We start from the raw sequence: 17,885 nt of genomic DNA, 5'->3' as shown, positions 1-17,885 counted from the left end.
GGCTCCCGCACTCGCGTCCGCGTCGGTGTCGGTGTCGGCTTCGGTGTCGGACCGGGCCTCGGCCTCGGACCTTGGCCCGGCGTCGGACCGCGTGCTCTGCCTCAGCTTTCGCCTTCGCGTTCGCCCAGCGTGACCTGGGCCGTGGACTCCTTGCCGCCGCGCTTGTAGGTGAGCGTGACCTTGTCGCCCGGCTGGTGGGTCCAGATCTGGCCGATCAGGGTCGGGCCGTTGTCGATCGGGATGTTGTTGAACTTCGTGATGACGTCGCCGGCCTTCAGCCCCGCCTTGGCCGCCGGGCCGTTCGGGGAGACCGCGGGCGTACCGCCCTCGCCCTGCGCGGCGATCGTGGCGCCCTCGCTCGTGTCGGTCATCGTGACCGTCGCGCCGATCACCGGGTAGACCGGCTTGCCCGTCCTGATGAGCTGCTCGGCGACGTTCTTCGCCTGGTTGACCGGGATGGCGAAGCCGAGGCCGATCGAGCCCGCCTGCGACTGGCCCAGGCCGCCGCTGCCCGCCGACTGGATGGCCGAGTTGATACCGATGACCGCGCCCCGCGCGTCCAGCAGCGGGCCGCCGGAGTTGCCGGGGTTGATCGACGCGTCGGTCTGGAGGGCGCTCATGTACGAGTTGCCGGAGCCCGAGCCGTCCCCGGAGGCGACCGGGCGGTTCTTGGCGCTGATGATGCCCGTCGTCACCGTGTTGGAGAGGCCGAAGGGCGCGCCGATCGCGATCGTCGTGTCGCCCACCGCGACCTGCTCCGAGTTGGCGAGGGGAAGGGGGGTGAGACCGGAGGGCGCGTTCTTCAGCTTCACGACCGCCACGTCGTAGCCCTCGGCCCGGCCGACGACCTCGGCGTTGTACTTCTTGCCGTTGGAGAAGGTCGCCGTGAGAGCACCGCCCTCGGCCGCGGAGGCCACCACGTGGTTGTTGGTGAGGATGTGGCCTTCCTTGTCGTAGACGAAGCCGGTGCCCGTACCGCCCTCGCCGTTGCCGCCCTTCGCCTCGATCGTGACGACGCTCGGCAGCGACTTGGCGGCCACCGAGGCGACCGTACCCGCGTCACGCTTGACTTCCTTCGGGGCGTCCGCGGCGGAGACGGTCGTGGAATCCGTGGCACCGCCGTCGTTGTTCTCCGCCGCCCAGTAGCCGATGCCGCCGCCGACCCCGCCCGCGACAAGTGCGGCGACGAGCACGGCGGCGATCAGCCCGCCCCCGCGGCCGCGCGGCGGCTTCGGTTCGTGGCCCGGCGTCGGCGCGCCCCAGACGGCGCCGTCACCGCCGCCTCCGTAGGAGGGGAGTACGGGCGGGGGCGGCGGCCAGCCGGCCCCGGCGGACTGCGCCGCGGTGGGCGCGCCCACGGACGCGCCGGCCGGGACGGGGCCCGGGGGCGGCGTGGGCGCCGCGTACTCCGGCGCGGGGTAGGCAGGGGCGGGGGCCGCGTACGGGGGCGGCGGCGCCTGGCCGGGCCGCTGCGGGGCGCCCGCGGGCTGCTCCGGCGCAGCGCCCGGCGTCTGCGGGGCGGGCGGCCGCGCACCTGTGGGCGTGGCCGGCTGGTGGTCCGGCTGCCGACGCGGGTCCGGCTGCTGCGGGTCCGTGGGCTCGGACGCGGCCTCTCGTGCGACCTCTCGCGGAGCGGACGCGGGTGTGCCCGCGGGAGCGGCATCCGGTACGGGAGGTACGGACGGGACGGCGGGGCCCGCGGTGCCCTCGTTCTCGGTGCTCACAACTCTTTCTCCTCGGTTCCACTCGGTCTTCGGCAAGAGTCCGCTGTGCACGTGTCTGCGGTCAGCTTTTCCCACAGCACGTCAGACCACTGTAAGCAGGACCTGTGCATCTGCCCGCCAACCTTTACTACGGACATTACGGACGCGCTTGGCGTAGGCCCCGGAACGGCCCCCGTCGAACACCCGTCTACCCCGTCACGATGGCACCATGACGCGGTGACTCAAGCACGACAGCACAGCATCCAGGTCGTCGCCCACCGCGGAGCCTCGGAGGACGCCCCCGAGCACACCCTGGCCGCTTACACCAAAGCCATCGAGGACGGTGCGGACGCCCTTGAGTGCGACGTACGCCTCACCGCCGACGGCCATCTCGTCTGTGTCCACGACCGGCGCGTCAACCGCACCTCCAACGGACGCGGCGCGGTCTCCGCCCTGGAGCTGGCCGATCTCGCGGCGCTCGACTTCGGCTCCTGGAAGGACAGCGAGGAGAGCCCGGACTGGCGGGACCCGGAACTCACCTCCGTACTGACACTGGAACGGCTCCTCGAACTCGTCGCGGACGTCGGCCGCCCTCTCCAGCTCGCCATCGAGACCAAACACCCCACCCGCTGGGCCGGCCAGGTGGAGGACCGGCTGCTGCACCTGCTGCGCCGCTTCGGCCTGGACACCCCCGGCGGCCCGGACGCCTCCGGCGGCCCAGGCGCCACCGGCCGTGCGGACGCCACCGGTGGTGCGGATGCCCCAGGCGCCGCGGAATCCCGCGTACGGATCATGAGCTTCTCGGCGCGCTCGCTGCACCGGATCGCGAACGCCGCGCCCCAGCTCCCCACCGTGTACCTGATGCAGTTCGTCTCCCCCCGGCTGCGCGACGGACGGCTGCCCGCCGGCGCGCGCATCGCCGGGCCCGGGATGCGCATCGTCCGTAACCACCCCGGCTACATCACCCGGCTCCAGCAGGCGGGCCACCGCGTCCATGTGTGGACGGTGAACGAACCGGAGGACGTCGACCTCTGTGTACGTCTCGGCGTCGACGCGATCATCACCAACCGCCCCCGTCAGGTGCTGACCCAGCTCGGCCGGCCCGTCTGACGCCTGCCACAACCGGCCACCGCGCCGCTACGGATGGCGACGGGGTGTGCACCGGCGCGTTCGTCGTAAAGGCGATCGGTACGAGTGCGTCAAAGCCTCGTGTCCGGCCGGTTTCCGGTTCAGGCCGTTGGGGCATTCACACCGTGGCGTGGGGCAAAGGAGGTCTCGGGGGTGGCGTTTGTGGTGACACAGGAAGTACCCACGTCGTCTTGCATGGCCGTTCCGCATGGCCCTGCGGGCGTGGGTCAGGCACGGCACCGTATGCGGGAGCAGTTGAGCCGCAGCGGGGTGTCGGAGTCGGTCGTCGACGACGCCGTACTGATCCTTTCCGAACTCGTCAGCAACGCGTGCCGGCACGGCAGACCCCTCGGGCATGCGGAGATCGGCGACGGCGACATCCGCGCGGAGTGGCGCGTCGACAAGGCGGGGCGGCTGACGGTCGAGGTGACGGACGGCGGCGGCCCGACCCGGCCCGTCCCGGCCACGCCCTCGGTCACGGCCCGCGGCGGCCGGGGACTCAACATCATCTCGGCGCTGGCGCAGGAGTGGGGCGTACGGGACAGCGCGACCGGTGAGGTCACCGTCTGGGTGATCGTCACCGAGGGCCACCGCCGCGAGGACTTCGCCACCCGCGTCACGGCCCCCGCCCTGACCGGGCTCGGTGACCTCGACGACCTCGACGGGCTGGACGGCTTCGAGGGGCTGGACGGGCTCGACGGCCTCCGCGGTCTCAGCCGGATCGACGATCTCGGCGGACTGGATTTCGCGGACTCCCGCAACGACAAGGACTGACGCGCGTAGCCACCGTGTCCCTCGTCAGGACGGACGTACGGGACTACAGACGTACGGGCGTTCGTCCGGACGAGGGGGTACGGGCGCGCCCGGAGCGCCCCGCGCTCCCCCGTGAGTGGCGTACGGCCGGGGCCCGTCCGAGCGGGACGCTAGGCTCGCGCCGACACCGCATCGCCGTTCCCGGGAGAAAGCCACCATGGCCAAGAAGCGCCCCCAGACGAAGGCCGCGAAGGCTCAGCTCAAGGACGGCCCCGTCCCGGTGGTGGGGGCCCGCGAACCCTGCCCGTGCGATTCGGGCCGCCGCTACAAGGCGTGTCACGGCCGGGCCGCCGCGCACGCCGTCACCGAGCTGGTCCAGCGGCCCTTCGAGGGCCTGGCCGGTGAGTGCGACTGGGTCGCGCTGCGCGAACTGGTGCCCGCCGCCACCGTCGAACTGACGCTCAAGGACGGGCTGCCCGAGGGCGTGCCCTCCGTGACGCTCGCGACCGTCCTGCCGATGGCCTGGCCGGCGCTGCGCCGTGACGACGGCTCCGTGCTGCTCGCCCTCCAGAACGACACGTCCTCCGGCGACCTGAGCCGCGACCTCGCCGACACCCTGCGGCGGGCGCTGGCCGCCGAGCCGGGCCGGCCGGTGGCCGCCCACCGGGTGCCCGCCGACGGCCCGCGCCTCCAGGACCTGCTGGACCCCGCGGCGCCGTTCACCCCGGTCGTGCACTCCGGTTTCGAGTTCTGGGTGCCGGACGCGGAGAACAGTTCGGCGGAGGTGACCGCCTCCCTGGAGCGCGCCAACGCCGCCGCCATCCCGACCGCCCTCCTCTCCGGCACGGACGCCGCGTACTGGTGCGAGACGCCGGAGAAGAACCACCTGCGCTGGGTCATGCCGCACCCCGAGGAGAAGCTGCTGGACGCGCTCGCGCGGCTGCACGCGGCGGGCACGTCGAGCCTCGGCGAGTCCACCCGGCTGGTCGGCTCCTTCCGGGCGCACGGCCTGACCGTCCCGGTGTGGGACCTGCCGAGCGCGATGGGCGCGGAGGAGTGCGAGAAGCCCGCGGCGGAGTTCGCCGAGCGGCTGGCGGCGGCCCTCGCCGTCGACGCGCCGCTGACGGGCGACGAGCGCCGGGCGCGCGGCGGTCTCACCAACCGACAGGTGACGCTGAGCTGACCGGAGCCGCGCGGAGCCGTACGGGGGTGGCCGGCCCTCCCCGAAGGCTCCGCGCGGCCCCGAGGGGTTGCGATCCCAAAGGGTTCCACGGAAGTCCACAGAAGTTCACAAGAGTTCGGTGATACCAGTCACACCTTGCCGTACTGGCAAGTAATTCGTTGTCCGAATACGCCGGATCGAATTTGCTAACGGCCGATCTCTTGTTACCGTTCTAGAAGCCCGGTCGCTGGTGCATCCCCCGTCGCCAGCGACCGGGCGTCCGCGTTCCCGGTCCCGTCCGGCCTGGCCGACCGTCGGGTCAACGGGCCGCCGAGCCGGGGGAGTTGCTTCCCGAACGCAACAGCAGCGGCCCGTCGTGCGCCCCGCTCCCGTCTTCCCCCGTCGCCGCGAACTCCGCCATCGCCAGATAGCCGGAACGCTTTCCCCGCGACGGTTCACGCGGCGTTTCACAGGTCGCCGGTTCGTCGTCGGCGGCGATCACGCAATGTGTCTGTACGGTGCGCCCGCGCGGGCCCATCAGACTGAGTACGGCGAGCACTTCACCGCCCGTCGCATTGCGATAGTAAGTACGGCCCCAGGTGTCCCCGTCCCCGGCGGGACTGTCGGACAGGACGCAGGTCTGCGCCTCGACACCTTCGGAGGAGGCGACTTCAGGCCCGCACAGCTCGACGGTCCGCACCACCGCGTCCACGGGTGCCCTGGCGTCCTCGGGAGCTTCGGCATCCGCGCGCACCTCGGCCTCCCCGGACGGGCCGGCGGCCGTGCGCGACCCCGCGTCCGTGGTGCCCGGCGCGGGAGCCCGTACGGGGGCGGTGGCGCTCCCTGGGGCGGCTCCCGGGCCGGAGGAGCCCAGGGAGCCCAGGGAATCCGGAGGAGGGCCCAGGGGGCCCGCGGAAGCCACCAGAGGCACCAGTGCGGCGCACACCACGGCGGCCGAGAGTCCGATCATGCGGAGATTCATGGTGGGCCGAAGATAACGGCGGAACAGGCCGCTCAGGGACACCGCGCGGCCGCTTCCCGGACAACTCGGCCCGGCTCACACCCGTACGAGTGACGCGGCCGGCCTCCGTGCCGGCACGCCACCGGACAACCGGCCGCAGGCGGACGGCCGCACGCGGCGGCGGTCCGGGCGGCGGCATCCCGGGCGGCCCGGCCCGTGCGGACCCTCCCGGATCCCGGCCGTCCGCCCGGCGCCCCGCAGGTCGCCTCAGTACGCGAGCCGGCTGCCGCCGTCCGGCGCTCCGGTGCTCGCCTCGACCAGCGCGTCCACGACCGCCTCCACGTCCGGCAGCCAGGGCGCCGCCGACCCCGCCAGGGGCTCCCGCTCCCAGCGGACCTGCCCGCCGGCCGCCTCGGACGGCGGCAGGACGAGATAGCCGCCCTCGCCGTGGAACCGCAGCGAACTGGGTACCCAGTCCTTCGCGTACAGCAGCTCGCCGAGCCGTTCGAGTGTGTACGGGGCCACCAGCAGCGACCAGCGCGTGGGCGTCGCCACGACCGGGCCGAGCCGCATGCCCATCCGGTCCAGCTCCACCAGCGCCCGCGCGCCGGCGACGGCCGGCAGGCTCACCGCGCACGGCGCGGCGCCTCCGGTGGCCAGCACGATCGGGGCCGTGGGGCGGTTGTTCCACCACCAGCGCACCATGCGCTCGTCGGTGGTCGCCGCGAGGAGTCCGGGATCGAAGGGGTGGGCGCCTGGTACGACGCATTCGGGGTCGGGGCAGGCGCAGCCCTGGCCGCGGGTCCCGCGTCCGCCGGCCGCCTTGAGGCCGGCACCGGGGAGTACGGGCCAACCCCATTCCGAGGCACAGATGAGCGCCGCGTCGAGCTGGGCAGGACTCTTCTTGCTCCCCTTGCGCCGGAGCCGGAGCCTGCGTCGCCTTCCGAGGATCTCGCGCATGAGCGCTCGTTCCTTTCCGTTGAACGCCGAGGGTCCACATGACACTGACACCCTGCGTGTGCATGTGCGTGCATCACTTCACCGTGCGTACTTCCAGCGCTCGGCCGCCCCTGCCCGAGGCGCGGACAGTCGTTCCTGGTCCGCGGCGCGTCGCACCGTACCTGGACCGATCACGGACGGTCGTCGTTACTTCTTCGCTTCGCTTCGTCGCGTGGTTCGAACGGGGTGGAACGTGGGGCGAGGAGTGGCGTGCGCATGGCGCTTGCTGTTCCGCTGTCGCGTGTCGCACTTGGTAGGGCGCTTGGTTTCCCGCTGTCCCGCTGTACTTTTCTCGCCACTCCGGGGGACGGGGTGTGGCCTACGGCGGTTAAGACGCCATGGCCCGCCGCCAGGTTCCGGGGCGGTCCCAACTGCCCCTGTCCGTCACCGTTTACGTACCCAGCACGTTCGGAATGACGCTCGCGTTCGGAATGACGCTCTATGACGCTCCACCAGGGTTGTTGCGGAACCCAGCCCTGACAGATCCCCTGTTGAACGCCTTCAGTCGATCGCAAAACATGGTCAGGGGGGTCATTTTTTGGACAAGTTCAGGATCCCACAGAAACCCACCGCTGCGCCAGGACAATGCTGGACATTGCATCCGCTGTGCGTGTACATGTGGATGCAATGCCAGCCGTGCAGAATGACATGGGGGTTTGCGATGCTATCGAGCGAAACGCACCCACCGGGGAGCGACCGTCATGAGCGCCCCTAACCTGCCGAAAGTGGCTGGAATCGATTCAGCGATCACCGCTTCCGCGCACACTGCCGCGCCGCGCGATGTCATTCCGGGCCCGCCGGGCGCGCTGATCCAGGACCGGCTGGCCGGCTGGGTCTCGGACCTGACCACACTCCACGAACTCGTGGAACGGCTGTCCGGAACCGCTTCGCCGGGCGCCGCGCTCGACGAACTGCTGCGCGCCGGGGCCGCGCTGGTCGGCGCCCGGCGCGGCCTGGTGGTACTGGAACCGGCCGACGGGCTCGGCCCCGTCACCACCGTCGGTCTCGGCCTCTCGCACGCGGATCTCGGCCATCTGGAGACCGTGCCGCGCCACGCGAGCGCGTACGGCAGGCTCCTCCTCGACGGTGCCGGCTCCCCCTCCGCCGCTCGGACGGCCGGCGGAGTGGCCGAACCCGATCTGTTCGGTGACCCAGCCACCGACCATCGGCAGCGCGAAGTCGCCGCCCGTCTCGGCTACGGGGCGAGTTACGCCGTCCCCCTTCACGCCGTCCCCCCGCGCATCGATCCGGCCACGGGCCCGTCCCCGGACGCTTCCCCGGCGCGATCCGGACAGCTCGGCGTGGCGGTCTGGTTGTACGACGGGCCCGCCGAACCGGCGGAGCGCCTGCGCCGTCTGGTCGGCCTCTACGCCCGCCACGCCGCCGCCCACCTCGCCGGGCTGCTGGAGCTGGAACGGGCCCGTGCCCGGGCCGCCGCGCTCGCCGAGGAGCTGCGCCCCGGCGCGCTGCCCCGGATCCCCGGCGTACGGCTGGCCGCGCGCCACAGCACCCCACGGCCGCCCGGCCGCGCCCCGTCCTGGCCCGCGTACAGGCATCCGTACGGCGGCGACTGGTACGACGCGCTGCCGCTGCCCGAGGGCGCCCTGAGCCTGTCCGTCGGCTCGGTCAGCGGCTCGGGCCCCGCCGCGCTCGCCGCCACCGCCCGGCTGCGCGCCGCCCTGCGCGCGTACGCCGTGATGGAGGGCGAGGACCCCGTCGCCGTCCTCTCCGACCTGGAACTGCTCCTCCGGCTCACCGAGCCCGCCCGGACGGCCACCGCGCTCTTCGCGTACGCCGAGCCGGGACCGCGCAAGATCCTGTTCGCCGGGGCGGGGCACGCGCCACCGCTGATCGTCGGGGACCGGCGTACCGAGTACGTCGAGACGACCCTCTCCGCACCGCTCGGAATGCTCTCCTGCTGGCAGGCGCCGAGCGTGGAACTGTGGGCCGCGCCCGGCGAAACGTTGCTCCTTTACACAGATGGGCTGCTGCGCCGTACCGGCGCCCCCATGGACCGCGCCTTCGCGCGGCTGCACGCGGCGGCGGCGAGCGTCCCGCCGTCCGCGCGGAACGACCCGGGGGACGTCGCGGACCACGTCCTGCGGGTCCTGTTCCCGGAAGGACGCCGGGAAGAAGGACGCCGGGAAGAAGGCGGCGAGGACGCCGTATTGCTCGCTGCCCGCTTCGACTGATTCCTCACAGAAATCCGGCCCCGCTTCCCCTCACACATACGATGGAAAAAATGGGCTTTCGTACGAGGAGAAGACGTGGCTGAAGAGCTCACCCCGGAGACACCCGAACCGGAACCGGAGACCCCTGAGTCGGCGGAAGAACCCATCAAGCAGCGGAAGAACGGTCTGTACCCGGGCGTGTCCGACGAGCTCGCAGAGAACATGAAGTCCGGCTGGGCCGACACCGCGCTGCACGGCCTGCGCCCCGTCCCGCAGGCGGCCGAGACCGCCGCCCGGCGCGCCGCGCTCTCCGCGCGCTTCCCCGGCGAGCGTCTGGTGGTCCCCGCCGGGAACCTGAAGACCCGCTCGAACGACACCGAGTACGCCTTCCGGGCGTCCACGGAGTACGCGTACCTCACCGGCGACCAGACCCAGGACGGCGTCCTGGTCCTGGAGCCGAAGGCCGAGGGCCACCAGGCGACGATCTACCTGCTGCCGCGCTCCAACCGCGGGAACGGCGAGTTCTGGCTCGACGGCCAGGGCGAGCTGTGGGTCGGCCGCCGCCACTCGCTCGACGAGGCGGAGCAGCTTCTCGGCCTGCCCGCCAAGGACGTACGGGAGCTGCCCGCGGCGCTCCGGGCGGCCACCGGCCCGGTCCGTACCGTCCGCGGACACGACGCCGGGATCGAGGCGGCGCTGGCCGACAAGGTCACCGCCGAGCGCGACGAGGAGCTGCGCGCCCATCTCTCCGAGGCGCGCGCCGTGAAGGACGCCTTCGAGATCGGTGAGCTGCAGAAGGCCGTCGACTCGACCGTACGGGGCTTCGAGGACGTCGTACGGATCCTCGACAAGGCCGAGGCGACCAGCGAGCGCTACATCGAGGGCACCTTCTTCCTGCGCGCCCGCGTCGAGGGCAACGACATCGGTTACGGCTCGATCTGCGCGGCGGGCCCGCACGCGACCACCCTGCACTGGGTGCGCAACGACGGCGACGTACGCTCCGGTGACCTGCTGCTGCTCGACGCCGGTGTGGAGACGCACACCCTCTACACCGCCGACGTCACGCGCACGCTGCCGATCAACGGCACGTACAGCGAGATCCAGCGGAAGATCTACGACGCGGTGTACGCGTCCCAGGAGGCGGGTATCGCGGCGGTCAGGCCCGGCGCGAAGTACCGGGACTTCCACGACGCCTCGCAGCGTGTCCTCGCCGAGAAGCTGGTCGAGTGGGGGCTGCTGGAGGGGCCGGTCGAGCGGGTCCTCGAACTGGGGCTCCAGCGCCGCTGGACGCTGCACGGCACCGGCCACATGCTCGGCCTCGACGTCCACGACTGCGCCGCAGCGCGGCGCGAGGCGTACGTGGACGGGACGCTGGAGCCGGGCATGTGCCTGACCGTCGAGCCGGGTCTCTACTTCCAGGCCGATGATCTGACCGTGCCGGAGGAGTACCGGGGCATCGGCGTCCGGATCGAGGACGACATCCTCGTCACGGAGGACGGGAACCGGAATCTGTCGGCGGGGCTGCCGCGCCGGGCGGACGAGGTCGAGGCCTGGATGGCGGCGCTCAAGCAGGCCTGACCGGGACGGCCCGCCGCTCGCGGGCCGGGCCCCGGCTTGTGTGCGTACCCGGTTCCGCGGCCCCTTCGGAACCGGGTACGCACAGGCGTCAGCCCACGCTCAGCAGGGCGTCCCCGCGCCACTTCAGGACCTTGTCGAAGCTGACGACGGCGCCGTGCCCCGGCCGGTTGCGGAAGTGCACGTGGTCGGCGAACTGCTCGATCATGCGGAGCCCGCGGCCGTTCTCGGCGGTCGCGGCGGCCGGGGCGCTGCGGCGCACCACCCGCCGGGACGGGAAACCGGGGCCGGAATCGGCCACTTCGATACGGCAGCGCTCACCGTCGAGATACGCGGTCACCCGGTAGGCGCCGGGCGCCTCCCCGGGGGAACGTTCGTCCCCGCCGTGCTCGACGGCGTTCGCGCATGCCTCGGTGAGGGCGACCGAGAGGTCGAACGAGACGTCCGGGTCGACCCCGGCGGTCCGCATGGCGTCGAGCAGAAGGCGCCGGGCGAGCGGAACACTCGCTGCTTCACGTCGCAAGTGGAGAGACCACCAGATGCTCATGTGTCAGCCTCCTGGCTGCGGCTGTTCAGGCTGCTGCGGCTCGACATACCGATACGTATTGCCCCTACGGCCGACCCGTAAGCACACGATTGACGTGATAGCCCTCATTCGGCGGATGCGAGGGGGATGCACGCCGTGTATAGGGCGAGTCCATGCGTGGAAAGGGCTGACCTCATGCATGGAAAGGGCTGACATGGGGCAGACGACGACCTTCCGGACCTGCCCTACGGGACCCGGCGCCGCAGTGCGATGATGACCCGGCCATGTCCAGTCCCGTCCGCATACGTGCCGGAGCCGCCCCGCGGCTGCTGAGGGCCGCGGTGTTCACCGCGGTCTGTGTCGTGCTGTCGGCGACGGGACACGCCATGGCGGCCTGCGCGCCCGTTCCCTGGTGGACCCTGCTCGTCGGGTTCCTGGGGGTCTTCGCGGTCGCCGCGCCGCTGGCGGGCCGCGCCCGCTCCACAGGGACCATCGTCGTCGCCCTGGCGGGCGGCCAGCTCGGTCTGCACACCCTGTTCGGCATCGGCCAGCACAAGCTCCATGTCCCGGCCGGCAGCGACGACGTACTGATCCGGATGGCCGCGCGATTCGTCTGCGGGGCGGGCGCCAACTCGATGAGCCCCCTCGACGCGCAGCGCGTCCTGGCCGACGCGGGCGTCCCCGCACCGGGCCCGGCGGCGGGTGGCGTCCATGACCACATGGCGACGGTCGGGTCCGCGGCCACCGGACCGCTCGGCGCCCCGGCCGACGGGCTGCTGCCCTCCGTACCGATGATGCTCGCGCACCTGCTGGCCGCCCTCGCGGCCGGCTGGCTGCTGCGGCGCGGCGACCTCGCGCTGCTCCGGCTCGGCAAGCTCTCGGCGGACGGTATCGGTGAGGTCGCGGAGAGCGCGCCACTGCGCGCCCTGCGCGCCGCTCTGGCGCTCGTACGGGCCCTGTGCGCCGGGCTCCCCGGCGTGCCCGCGCCCGGTCCGCGCGCCGCGCACGCCGCCGCGTACGGCGCTCGTCCGGTGCCGGCCGGGGAGACACTCCAGCACACGGTGATCAGGCGCGGCCCGCCGGCCGGCTGCGCTCTCGCGGCCTGACGCGACAGGCCCCGCCCGCCGCACGGCCCACGGCATGCGCTCCCGCGTGCTGTGCCGGTCCGTTTCCTTCGGTGCCCGTGCGGCCGGGGAGCATCGCCGTGCCGTCGCGCTCGCCCACGCGCGCGCCTCGGCAGGTCCGGGCCGGGTGAGCCTCCGGCACGCCCACCGACCGATCACCGCTTCCCTCATCCTGTGGAGTGTTCCGTGTTCCGAGCCTTCCCCTCGTCGTCGTCCTTCTCCTCGTCCTCCTCGTCGTCGTCCTCCGGCTCCCCGGCCGTCGCCCGTCTCTCCGTCGTCGGCGGTGTCGCCGTCTCCGCCCTGTTCCTGCTGGCCGGGCCCGCCTCCGCGCATGTCAGCGTGCAGCCCCAGGGCGAGGCCGCCAAGGGCGGCTACGCCGTCATCAACTTCAAGGTGCCCAACGAGCGGGACGACGCCTCCACCACCAAGGTCGAGGTGAACTTCCCCGCCGACCACCCGCTGGCCTCCGTGATGCCGCAGCCCGTGCCCGGCTGGAAGGCCAGCGTCGCCAAGGAGAAGCTCGCCAAGCCGCTGACGATGCACGGCAACACCATCACCGAGGCCGTCTCCAAGGTCACCTGGACCTCCGACGGCGGCAAGATCGGCCCCGGTGAGTTCCAGCAGTTCCCGCTCTCCGTCGGACAGCTTCCCGAGAACACCGACCAACTGGTCTTCAAGACCCTCCAGACGTACGACAACAAGGAAGTCGTCCGGTGGATCGAGGAGACCAAGGAGGGCGCGGAGGAGCCCGAGAGCCCCGCACCGGTGCTGAAGCTCACCGCGGCCACGGGTGACGGGCACGGCGCCGCCGGCTCCGACGACTCCGCCTCCGACACCGCCGACAAGGCCGCGGCCACCACCGGCGACCAGCGGAACGGCACCACCGAGACGGCCTCCGCCGACAGCAGCGACACGACCGCCCGCGTCCTCGGTGTCGTCGGCATCGTCGTCGGTGCGGCGGGGGTGGCCTTCGGCGTGCTGGCCGGCCGACGCCGTACCACCTCCTGACGCACCGATCCGCAGGCGGTCGCCGACAGGCGGTCACCGCCACGCGGCGCGGTCGCTGACACGCGGTCACTGACACGCCGTACCCGCCGCACCCCGTACGACGCGGTCGTGGCGAGCGAGGCTGGGACTCCCCCGGCCCCGCTCGTCCGGCCGCCACCGCACTCACACCAGGAAACAGCCCTATGCGCACCAAGAAGACCGTGACCACCGTGACCACCGCGGCCGCTCTCGCGGCCGTGGCAGCACTCACCCTCACCGCCTGCGGCAGCGGCGACGACTCCGCGAAGCCGATCGCCGATGTCTCCACCCAGGCCAAGACCCAGGCCGCGACCGTGCTCGACCAGCCCTTCAAGAAGCCGAACCTCGTCCTCAAGGACACCCACGGCAAGGACTACGACCTCCGCGAGGAGACCAAGGGCAAGCCGACACTGATCTACTTCGGCTACACCAACTGCCCGGACGTCTGCCCCCTGACGATGAGCAACATCGCCATCGCCAGGAAGTCGCTCAGCAAGGCGGACCAGGAGAAGCTCCAGGTCGTCTTCGTCACCACCGACCCCGAGCGGGACACCTCCGCCGAGCTCGCCAAGTGGCTGCCCAGCGCGGGCGACCCGTCGTTCGTCGGGCTGACCGGCGACTTCCCCACCATCCAGGCGGGCGCGCGCCAGCTCGGCATCGGTATCGACGCCCCCAAGAAGGAGAAGGACGGCACCACCGTCTCCATGCACGGCACCCAGGTCATCGCCTTCTCGCCGAAGACCGACGCCGGGTACGTCCTGTACGGCGAGGACGCCGGCTCGGACGACTACGCCAAGGATCTCCCGAAGATCATCAAGGGCGAGAACCCGTGAACCGGCGCACCACCTCCCTCGTACTCACCATCGGCCTCACCGCCACGCTCACGCTGACCGCCTGCTCCTCTCCCGGCCCGCCGGAACTCAAGGTCGGCGCGGGCTACATGCCACGCCCCGTCAGCGACCTCGGCGCGGGCTTCCTCACCGTCACCAACAGCGGTGACACCGACGACAGACTCACCTCCGTCACCAGCGACATCTCCGAGGACGTCACCATCCATCAGACCGAGAACCGGAAGATGCGGGAGGTGAAGTCCTTCGACATCCCCGCCGGCGGCGAGCTGGATCTCGAACGCGGCGGCAACCACCTCATGTTCATGAACCTCAAGTCCCGCCCCGCGCAGGGCCAGAAGGTCGGCATCGAGCTGCACTTCGAGAAGACCGACCCCATCAAGGTCGAACTTCCCGTGAAGGAGACCAACTACAACCCCGCCCAGCACTGAGGCCGCGACCCGCCCGGACCAAGGGACTGAGAGAAGACCTATGACAGCCACCGCCCCGCGCTTCGGAGCCGTATCCCTGGTGCGGCTGCTTCTCGTCACCACGGTGCTCCTCGGCACCGTCCTCACCGTGCTCTCGGGCACGGCATCGGCGCACGCAGCACTCACCGGGAGCACCCCCGAGGACGGGGCCGTGGTCGCCACCGCCCCTCAGGACATCACCCTCACCTTCTCCGAACAGATCGCCATGGGCGACGACTCGATCCGCGTACTCGATCCGGACAACAAACGCGCCGACACCGCGAAGATCCGCGATCTGGGCACGGGCTCCACCGTCAAGTACGGCGTCGCCCTGAAGGCCGGCCTGCCCGACGGCACCTACACCGTCGCCTGGCGTGCCGTCTCGGCCGACAGCCACCCCGTCTCCGGCGCCTTCACCTTCTCCATCGGGGCGCCCTCCCGGACGACCGCCATCGTGCCCGACGAGAAGGTCGGCGGCGGACTCGTGGGCACCCTGTACGACGTCGCCCGCTACCTCTCGTACACCGGCTTCATCCTGCTCGTCGGCGGTACGGCCTTCATCCTCGCCTGCTGGCAGCGCGGCGCGTCCGTACGGCCGCTGCAACGGCTCGTCGTCAACGGCTGGCTCACCCTGACCGCCGCCACCCTCGCCATGCTGCTCCTGCGCACCCCGTACACCGGCTCGGGCAAACTGGCCGACGCCTTCGACCTCGGCGGGCTCCAGGACGTCCTGACCACCAAGACCGGCGCGGCGCTCGTCTCCCGGCTGCTGCTGCTCGGCGCCGCCGCCCTGTTCATCGCCGTTCTCTTCGGCACGTACGCCAGGCGGGACAGGCCGGAGGAGAGTACGGGGGAGGACGCCGAGCAGGGCGACGGTCCGGGCGAAGGACAGAGCGCCGAGCAGGGCAGCGCGGAGAAGAACGACCTCGCTTTCGGACTCGCGATGGGCGGCACCGTCGTCGCCGCGGGGCTCGCCGCCACCTGGGCGCTCGCCGAACATGCCTCGACCGGGATCCAGCCCGGTATCGCCATGCCCGTGGACATCCTGCACCTGCTGTCGGTGGCCACCTGGCTCGGCGGACTGGCCGCGCTGCTGATCGCTCTCCACAAGGCGCCTTTCATGGAGAGCGCGGCGATACGGCGCTTCTCCCGTATCGCGTTCATCAGCGTCGTCGTCCTCGCCGTGACCGGGCTCTACCAGTCCTGGCGGCAGGTCGGATCCTGGTCGGCGCTCGGGGGGACGTCATACGGGCGGCTCCTTCTGGTCAAGGTCGGGCTGGTCGCCGTACTGGTCGTGATCGCCTGGTTCTCACGACGGTGGACAGGACGGCTCGCGGAAGGCACGGGGACGGACTCGGATTCGGATTCGGGGACCGGGACGGGCACAGGGCCGGGGAGGGCTGCGAAGACGGACACAAAGGCGGAGACGAAGGCCGAAGCCGCGGCGGAAACGGGGACTGGGAGTGGACCCGAGACCCCCGCGGCGACAACCGTCGTTGGTGACGCTGAGAGAGCTACCCAGCTCACACGCCAGAAAGCCGCGATGGCGAGCACACGCCAGAAACGTCTGCGCGACGCCGATCCCGAGCGGACCGGACTGCGCCGCTCCGTTCTCGCCGAGGCCGGCGTCGCCGTCGTACTCCTCGCCGTCACGACCGCGCTGACCTCCACGGAACCGGGCCGTACCGCGGAACAGGAGGCCGACCGGGCCGGCCCGCCGGCCGCCGCCGCGCCCGAGAAGACGGGCCCCACCACCGTCACCCTGCCCTTCGACACCGGAGGCGAGAACGGCCAGGGCACCATCAGGCTCACCCTCGACCCGGCACGCTCCGGCCCCAACGTCATGAACATCTACCTCGACGACGCCGAGGGAAAGGTCATGGACGTGCCCGAGGTCAAGATCGCGTTCACCCTCACGGCCGAGAAGATCGGCCCGCTGCCGATCGTGCCCGTACGCGCCGCGGCCGGAAAATGGACCGCGGACCCCGTCCTGCTGCCCATGCCGGGCAACTGGAAGCTCCAGGTGACCGTGCGGACCTCGGACATCGACCAGACGACCGTCGACAAGAACGTGAAGATCGGCTGACTCACCGTGAGCGACACCCGACAGACCCCGACCAGCCACAACGCCCCGAACACCCCGAAGGCCGCGGCCTCCTCCGGCGCGCCCGACGGCGGGGGCACGGACGCCCGCACCGTCTCCCGACGGCGGCTGCTCGGCACCGCGGGCGGAGCCGGAGCCGCCGGGCTGGCCCTCGGCGTGGCGGGCGGAACCGGCTACGCGACCGCCCGCCGCCCCGACCCGGTCACCGCGCTGACCACCGTCGGCACCGAGGCCGTCCCCTTCTACGGCGCGCACCAGTCCGGCATCACCACCCCGGCGCACGCCCGCGGCCATCTGGTCGCCTTCGACCTCTCCCCGGGCGCCGGCCGGAAGGAGGCCGCCGCGCTGCTCCGCCGCTGGTCGGCCTCGGCCCTGGCGCTGATGGCCGGCGAACCGGTGGACGGCCGGACCGGCGGCCCGGCGAGCGGCGGTCACGACACCGGGATCGCCCTGGACGCGGGACCGTCCTCCCTCACGGTGACCTTCGGCTTCGGCCACAGCTTCTTCGGCCGTACGGGACTCACCGCCCACCGCCCCGCCGCCCTGGACGCCCTGCCCGCCTTCTCCTCCGACCATCTCGACCCCGCACGGAGCAACGGGGACCTGTGGATCCAGATCGGCTCCGACGACGCGCTGGTCGCCTTCCACGCCCTGCGCACGCTCCAGAAGGACACGGGCGCGGCGGCCCGGGTCCGCTGGCAGATGAACGGGTTCAACCGCTCCCCCGGCGCGACCGCGCAGCCCATGACCGCCCGCAATCTGATGGGCCAGGTCGACGGCACCCGTAACCCGAAACCGTCCGACCCGGACTTCGATCAGCGCATCTTCGTACCGGCGCAGGTGCCGGCCGGCACGCCGGAGTGGATGGCCGGCGGCTCGTACGCCGTCGTACGGCGCATCCGTATGCTCCTCGACGACTGGGAGGAACTGGCGGTCGCCCAGCAGGAGCGGGTCATCGGACGCCGCAAGTCCGACGGAGCCCCGCTGACCGGCGGTACGGAGACGACCGAGCCGGATCTCGACAAGCGGGGCCCCGACGGCGATCTCATGATCCCCAGCAACGCGCACGCCCGGATCTCACGGCCGGACGCGAACGGCGGGGCCGCGATGCTGCGCCGGCCCTTCTCCTTCCACGACGGCATCGGCGCCGACGGGACACCGGACGCCGGACTCCTCTTCGTCTGCTGGCAGGCCGACCCGCTCAAGGGGTTCGTACCGGTGCAGCGCAAGCTCGACCGCGGCGACGCGCTGTCGGCGTTCATCCGTCACGAGTCGAGCGGACTGTTCGCGGTGCCCGGGGGCGCGCGCCAGGGGGAGTACGTGGGTCAGCGGCTGCTGGAGTCCTGAGCCCCCGTG

At 72.0% G+C, this 17,885-nt stretch carries 14 protein-coding genes and 1 pseudogene; 11 read left to right on the top strand and 4 right to left on the bottom strand.

What is annotated here, in order from left to right:
- Positions 1 to 101: 101 nt before the first annotated feature.
- Positions 102 to 1,724, bottom strand: coding sequence for a trypsin-like peptidase domain-containing protein (locus ACIQ7D_RS08185; RefSeq protein WP_403934946.1), 1,623 nt, complete (start codon positions 1,722 to 1,724; stop codon positions 102 to 104).
- A 216-nt stretch (positions 1,725 to 1,940) separates the two neighbouring features.
- Here ACIQ7D_RS08185 and ACIQ7D_RS08180 point away from each other — a divergent pair, with 216 nt between their 5' ends.
- The 3 genes from ACIQ7D_RS08180 (at position 1,941) to ACIQ7D_RS08170 (ending at position 4,767) form a co-directional block, all read left to right on the top strand.
- A complete protein-coding gene (locus ACIQ7D_RS08180) occupies positions 1,941 to 2,813 on the top strand; it encodes a glycerophosphodiester phosphodiesterase (protein WP_403934943.1) in 873 nt (290 codons plus the stop codon).
- An 84-nt stretch (positions 2,814 to 2,897) separates the two neighbouring features.
- Complete coding sequence (locus tag ACIQ7D_RS08175) at positions 2,898 to 3,605, top strand: ATP-binding protein (protein ID WP_403934940.1); 708 nt, start codon at positions 2,898 to 2,900, stop codon at positions 3,603 to 3,605.
- Between the two features lie 196 nt (positions 3,606 to 3,801).
- Complete coding sequence (locus tag ACIQ7D_RS08170) at positions 3,802 to 4,767, top strand: DUF5926 family protein (RefSeq protein WP_403934937.1); 966 nt, start codon at positions 3,802 to 3,804, stop codon at positions 4,765 to 4,767.
- Positions 4,768 to 5,065: 298 nt separating this feature from the next.
- Here ACIQ7D_RS08170 and ACIQ7D_RS08165 read toward each other — a convergent pair whose 3' ends face one another.
- Both ACIQ7D_RS08165 and ACIQ7D_RS08160 read right to left on the bottom strand, forming a co-directional pair.
- A complete protein-coding gene (locus ACIQ7D_RS08165; protein ID WP_403934934.1) occupies positions 5,066 to 5,716 on the bottom strand; it encodes a hypothetical protein in 651 nt (216 codons plus the stop codon).
- Positions 5,717 to 5,974: 258 nt separating this feature from the next.
- Positions 5,975 to 6,667, bottom strand: a complete 693-nt coding sequence (locus tag ACIQ7D_RS08160) for a bifunctional DNA primase/polymerase (RefSeq protein ID WP_403934931.1) — start codon at positions 6,665 to 6,667, stop codon at positions 5,975 to 5,977.
- 624 nt (positions 6,668 to 7,291) lie between these two features.
- On the opposite strand from ACIQ7D_RS08160, the pseudogene ACIQ7D_RS08155 reads away from it, so the two are divergent.
- Together ACIQ7D_RS08155 and ACIQ7D_RS08150 are read left to right on the top strand one after the other, a co-directional pair.
- Positions 7,292 to 8,898, top strand: a pseudogene (locus ACIQ7D_RS08155) (SpoIIE family protein phosphatase).
- A gap of 75 nt (positions 8,899 to 8,973) precedes the next feature.
- Positions 8,974 to 10,455 (top strand): aminopeptidase P family protein, encoded by a 1,482-nt coding sequence (locus tag ACIQ7D_RS08150; RefSeq protein ID WP_403934928.1) that lies wholly within the window; start codon positions 8,974 to 8,976, stop codon positions 10,453 to 10,455.
- An 88-nt stretch (positions 10,456 to 10,543) separates the two neighbouring features.
- Here ACIQ7D_RS08150 and ACIQ7D_RS08145 read toward each other — a convergent pair whose 3' ends face one another.
- Positions 10,544 to 10,999, bottom strand: a complete 456-nt coding sequence (locus ACIQ7D_RS08145; protein ID WP_403934925.1) for an ATP-binding protein — start codon at positions 10,997 to 10,999, stop codon at positions 10,544 to 10,546.
- A 263-nt stretch (positions 11,000 to 11,262) separates the two neighbouring features.
- Between ACIQ7D_RS08145 and ACIQ7D_RS08140 the strand changes: the two genes are divergently transcribed.
- The 6 genes from ACIQ7D_RS08140 to efeB all read left to right on the top strand — a co-directional run bounded on the left by ACIQ7D_RS08140 (position 11,263) and on the right by efeB (position 17,876).
- A complete protein-coding gene (locus ACIQ7D_RS08140) occupies positions 11,263 to 12,084 on the top strand; it encodes a hypothetical protein (protein ID WP_403934922.1) in 822 nt (273 codons plus the stop codon).
- A 318-nt stretch (positions 12,085 to 12,402) separates the two neighbouring features.
- Complete coding sequence (locus ACIQ7D_RS08135; RefSeq protein ID WP_403935097.1) at positions 12,403 to 13,110, top strand: YcnI family protein; 708 nt, start codon at positions 12,403 to 12,405, stop codon at positions 13,108 to 13,110.
- A gap of 182 nt (positions 13,111 to 13,292) precedes the next feature.
- The gene (locus tag ACIQ7D_RS08130) at positions 13,293 to 13,961 is read left to right on the top strand and encodes an SCO family protein (protein ID WP_403934920.1); all 669 of its coding nucleotides are present in this window, start codon (positions 13,293 to 13,295) and stop codon (positions 13,959 to 13,961) included.
- Positions 13,958 to 14,407 carry a copper chaperone PCu(A)C gene (locus tag ACIQ7D_RS08125; RefSeq protein ID WP_403934917.1) on the top strand — a complete coding sequence of 150 codons (450 nt, stop codon included), beginning with the start codon at positions 13,958 to 13,960 and terminating at the stop codon, positions 14,405 to 14,407. Before ACIQ7D_RS08130 ends, ACIQ7D_RS08125 begins: the two co-directional genes overlap by 4 nt.
- Positions 14,408 to 14,447: 40 nt before the next feature.
- The gene (locus ACIQ7D_RS08120) at positions 14,448 to 16,511 is read left to right on the top strand and encodes a copper resistance CopC/CopD family protein (RefSeq protein WP_403934915.1); all 2,064 of its coding nucleotides are present in this window, start codon (positions 14,448 to 14,450) and stop codon (positions 16,509 to 16,511) included.
- Between the two features lie 126 nt (positions 16,512 to 16,637).
- Positions 16,638 to 17,876: an iron uptake transporter deferrochelatase/peroxidase subunit gene (gene efeB, locus ACIQ7D_RS08115; protein WP_403935094.1), complete on the top strand. Its 1,239-nt coding sequence runs from the start codon at positions 16,638 to 16,640 to the stop codon at positions 17,874 to 17,876.
- Positions 17,877 to 17,885 lie beyond the last annotated feature (9 nt).

The sequence above is a fragment of the Streptomyces sp. NPDC096310 genome (assembly GCF_044763125.1).
Lineage (GTDB): Bacteria > Actinomycetota > Actinomycetes > Streptomycetales > Streptomycetaceae > Streptomyces.
Note: the sequence above shows the minus strand (reverse complement) of the source record. Positions and strands in the feature narration are given on the sequence as shown.

What these genes read in the sequence shown, in the direction of transcription:
- ACIQ7D_RS08170 (WP_403934937.1), top strand. Translation starts at nt 3,802, where the DNA reads ATGGCCAAGAAGCGCCCCCAGACGAAGGCCGCGAAGGCTCAGCTCAAG.
- ACIQ7D_RS08165 (WP_403934934.1), bottom strand. Translation starts at nt 5,716, where the DNA reads ATGATCGGACTCTCGGCCGCCGTGGTGTGCGCCGCACTGGTGCCTCTG.
- ACIQ7D_RS08160 (WP_403934931.1), bottom strand. Translation starts at nt 6,667, where the DNA reads ATGCGCGAGATCCTCGGAAGGCGACGCAGGCTCCGGCTCCGGCGCAAG.
- ACIQ7D_RS08145 (WP_403934925.1), bottom strand. Translation starts at nt 10,999, where the DNA reads ATGAGCATCTGGTGGTCTCTCCACTTGCGACGTGAAGCAGCGAGTGTT.
- ACIQ7D_RS08140 (WP_403934922.1), top strand. Translation starts at nt 11,263, where the DNA reads ATGTCCAGTCCCGTCCGCATACGTGCCGGAGCCGCCCCGCGGCTGCTG.
- ACIQ7D_RS08130 (WP_403934920.1), top strand. Translation starts at nt 13,293, where the DNA reads ATGCGCACCAAGAAGACCGTGACCACCGTGACCACCGCGGCCGCTCTC.
- ACIQ7D_RS08120 (WP_403934915.1), top strand. Translation starts at nt 14,448, where the DNA reads ATGACAGCCACCGCCCCGCGCTTCGGAGCCGTATCCCTGGTGCGGCTG.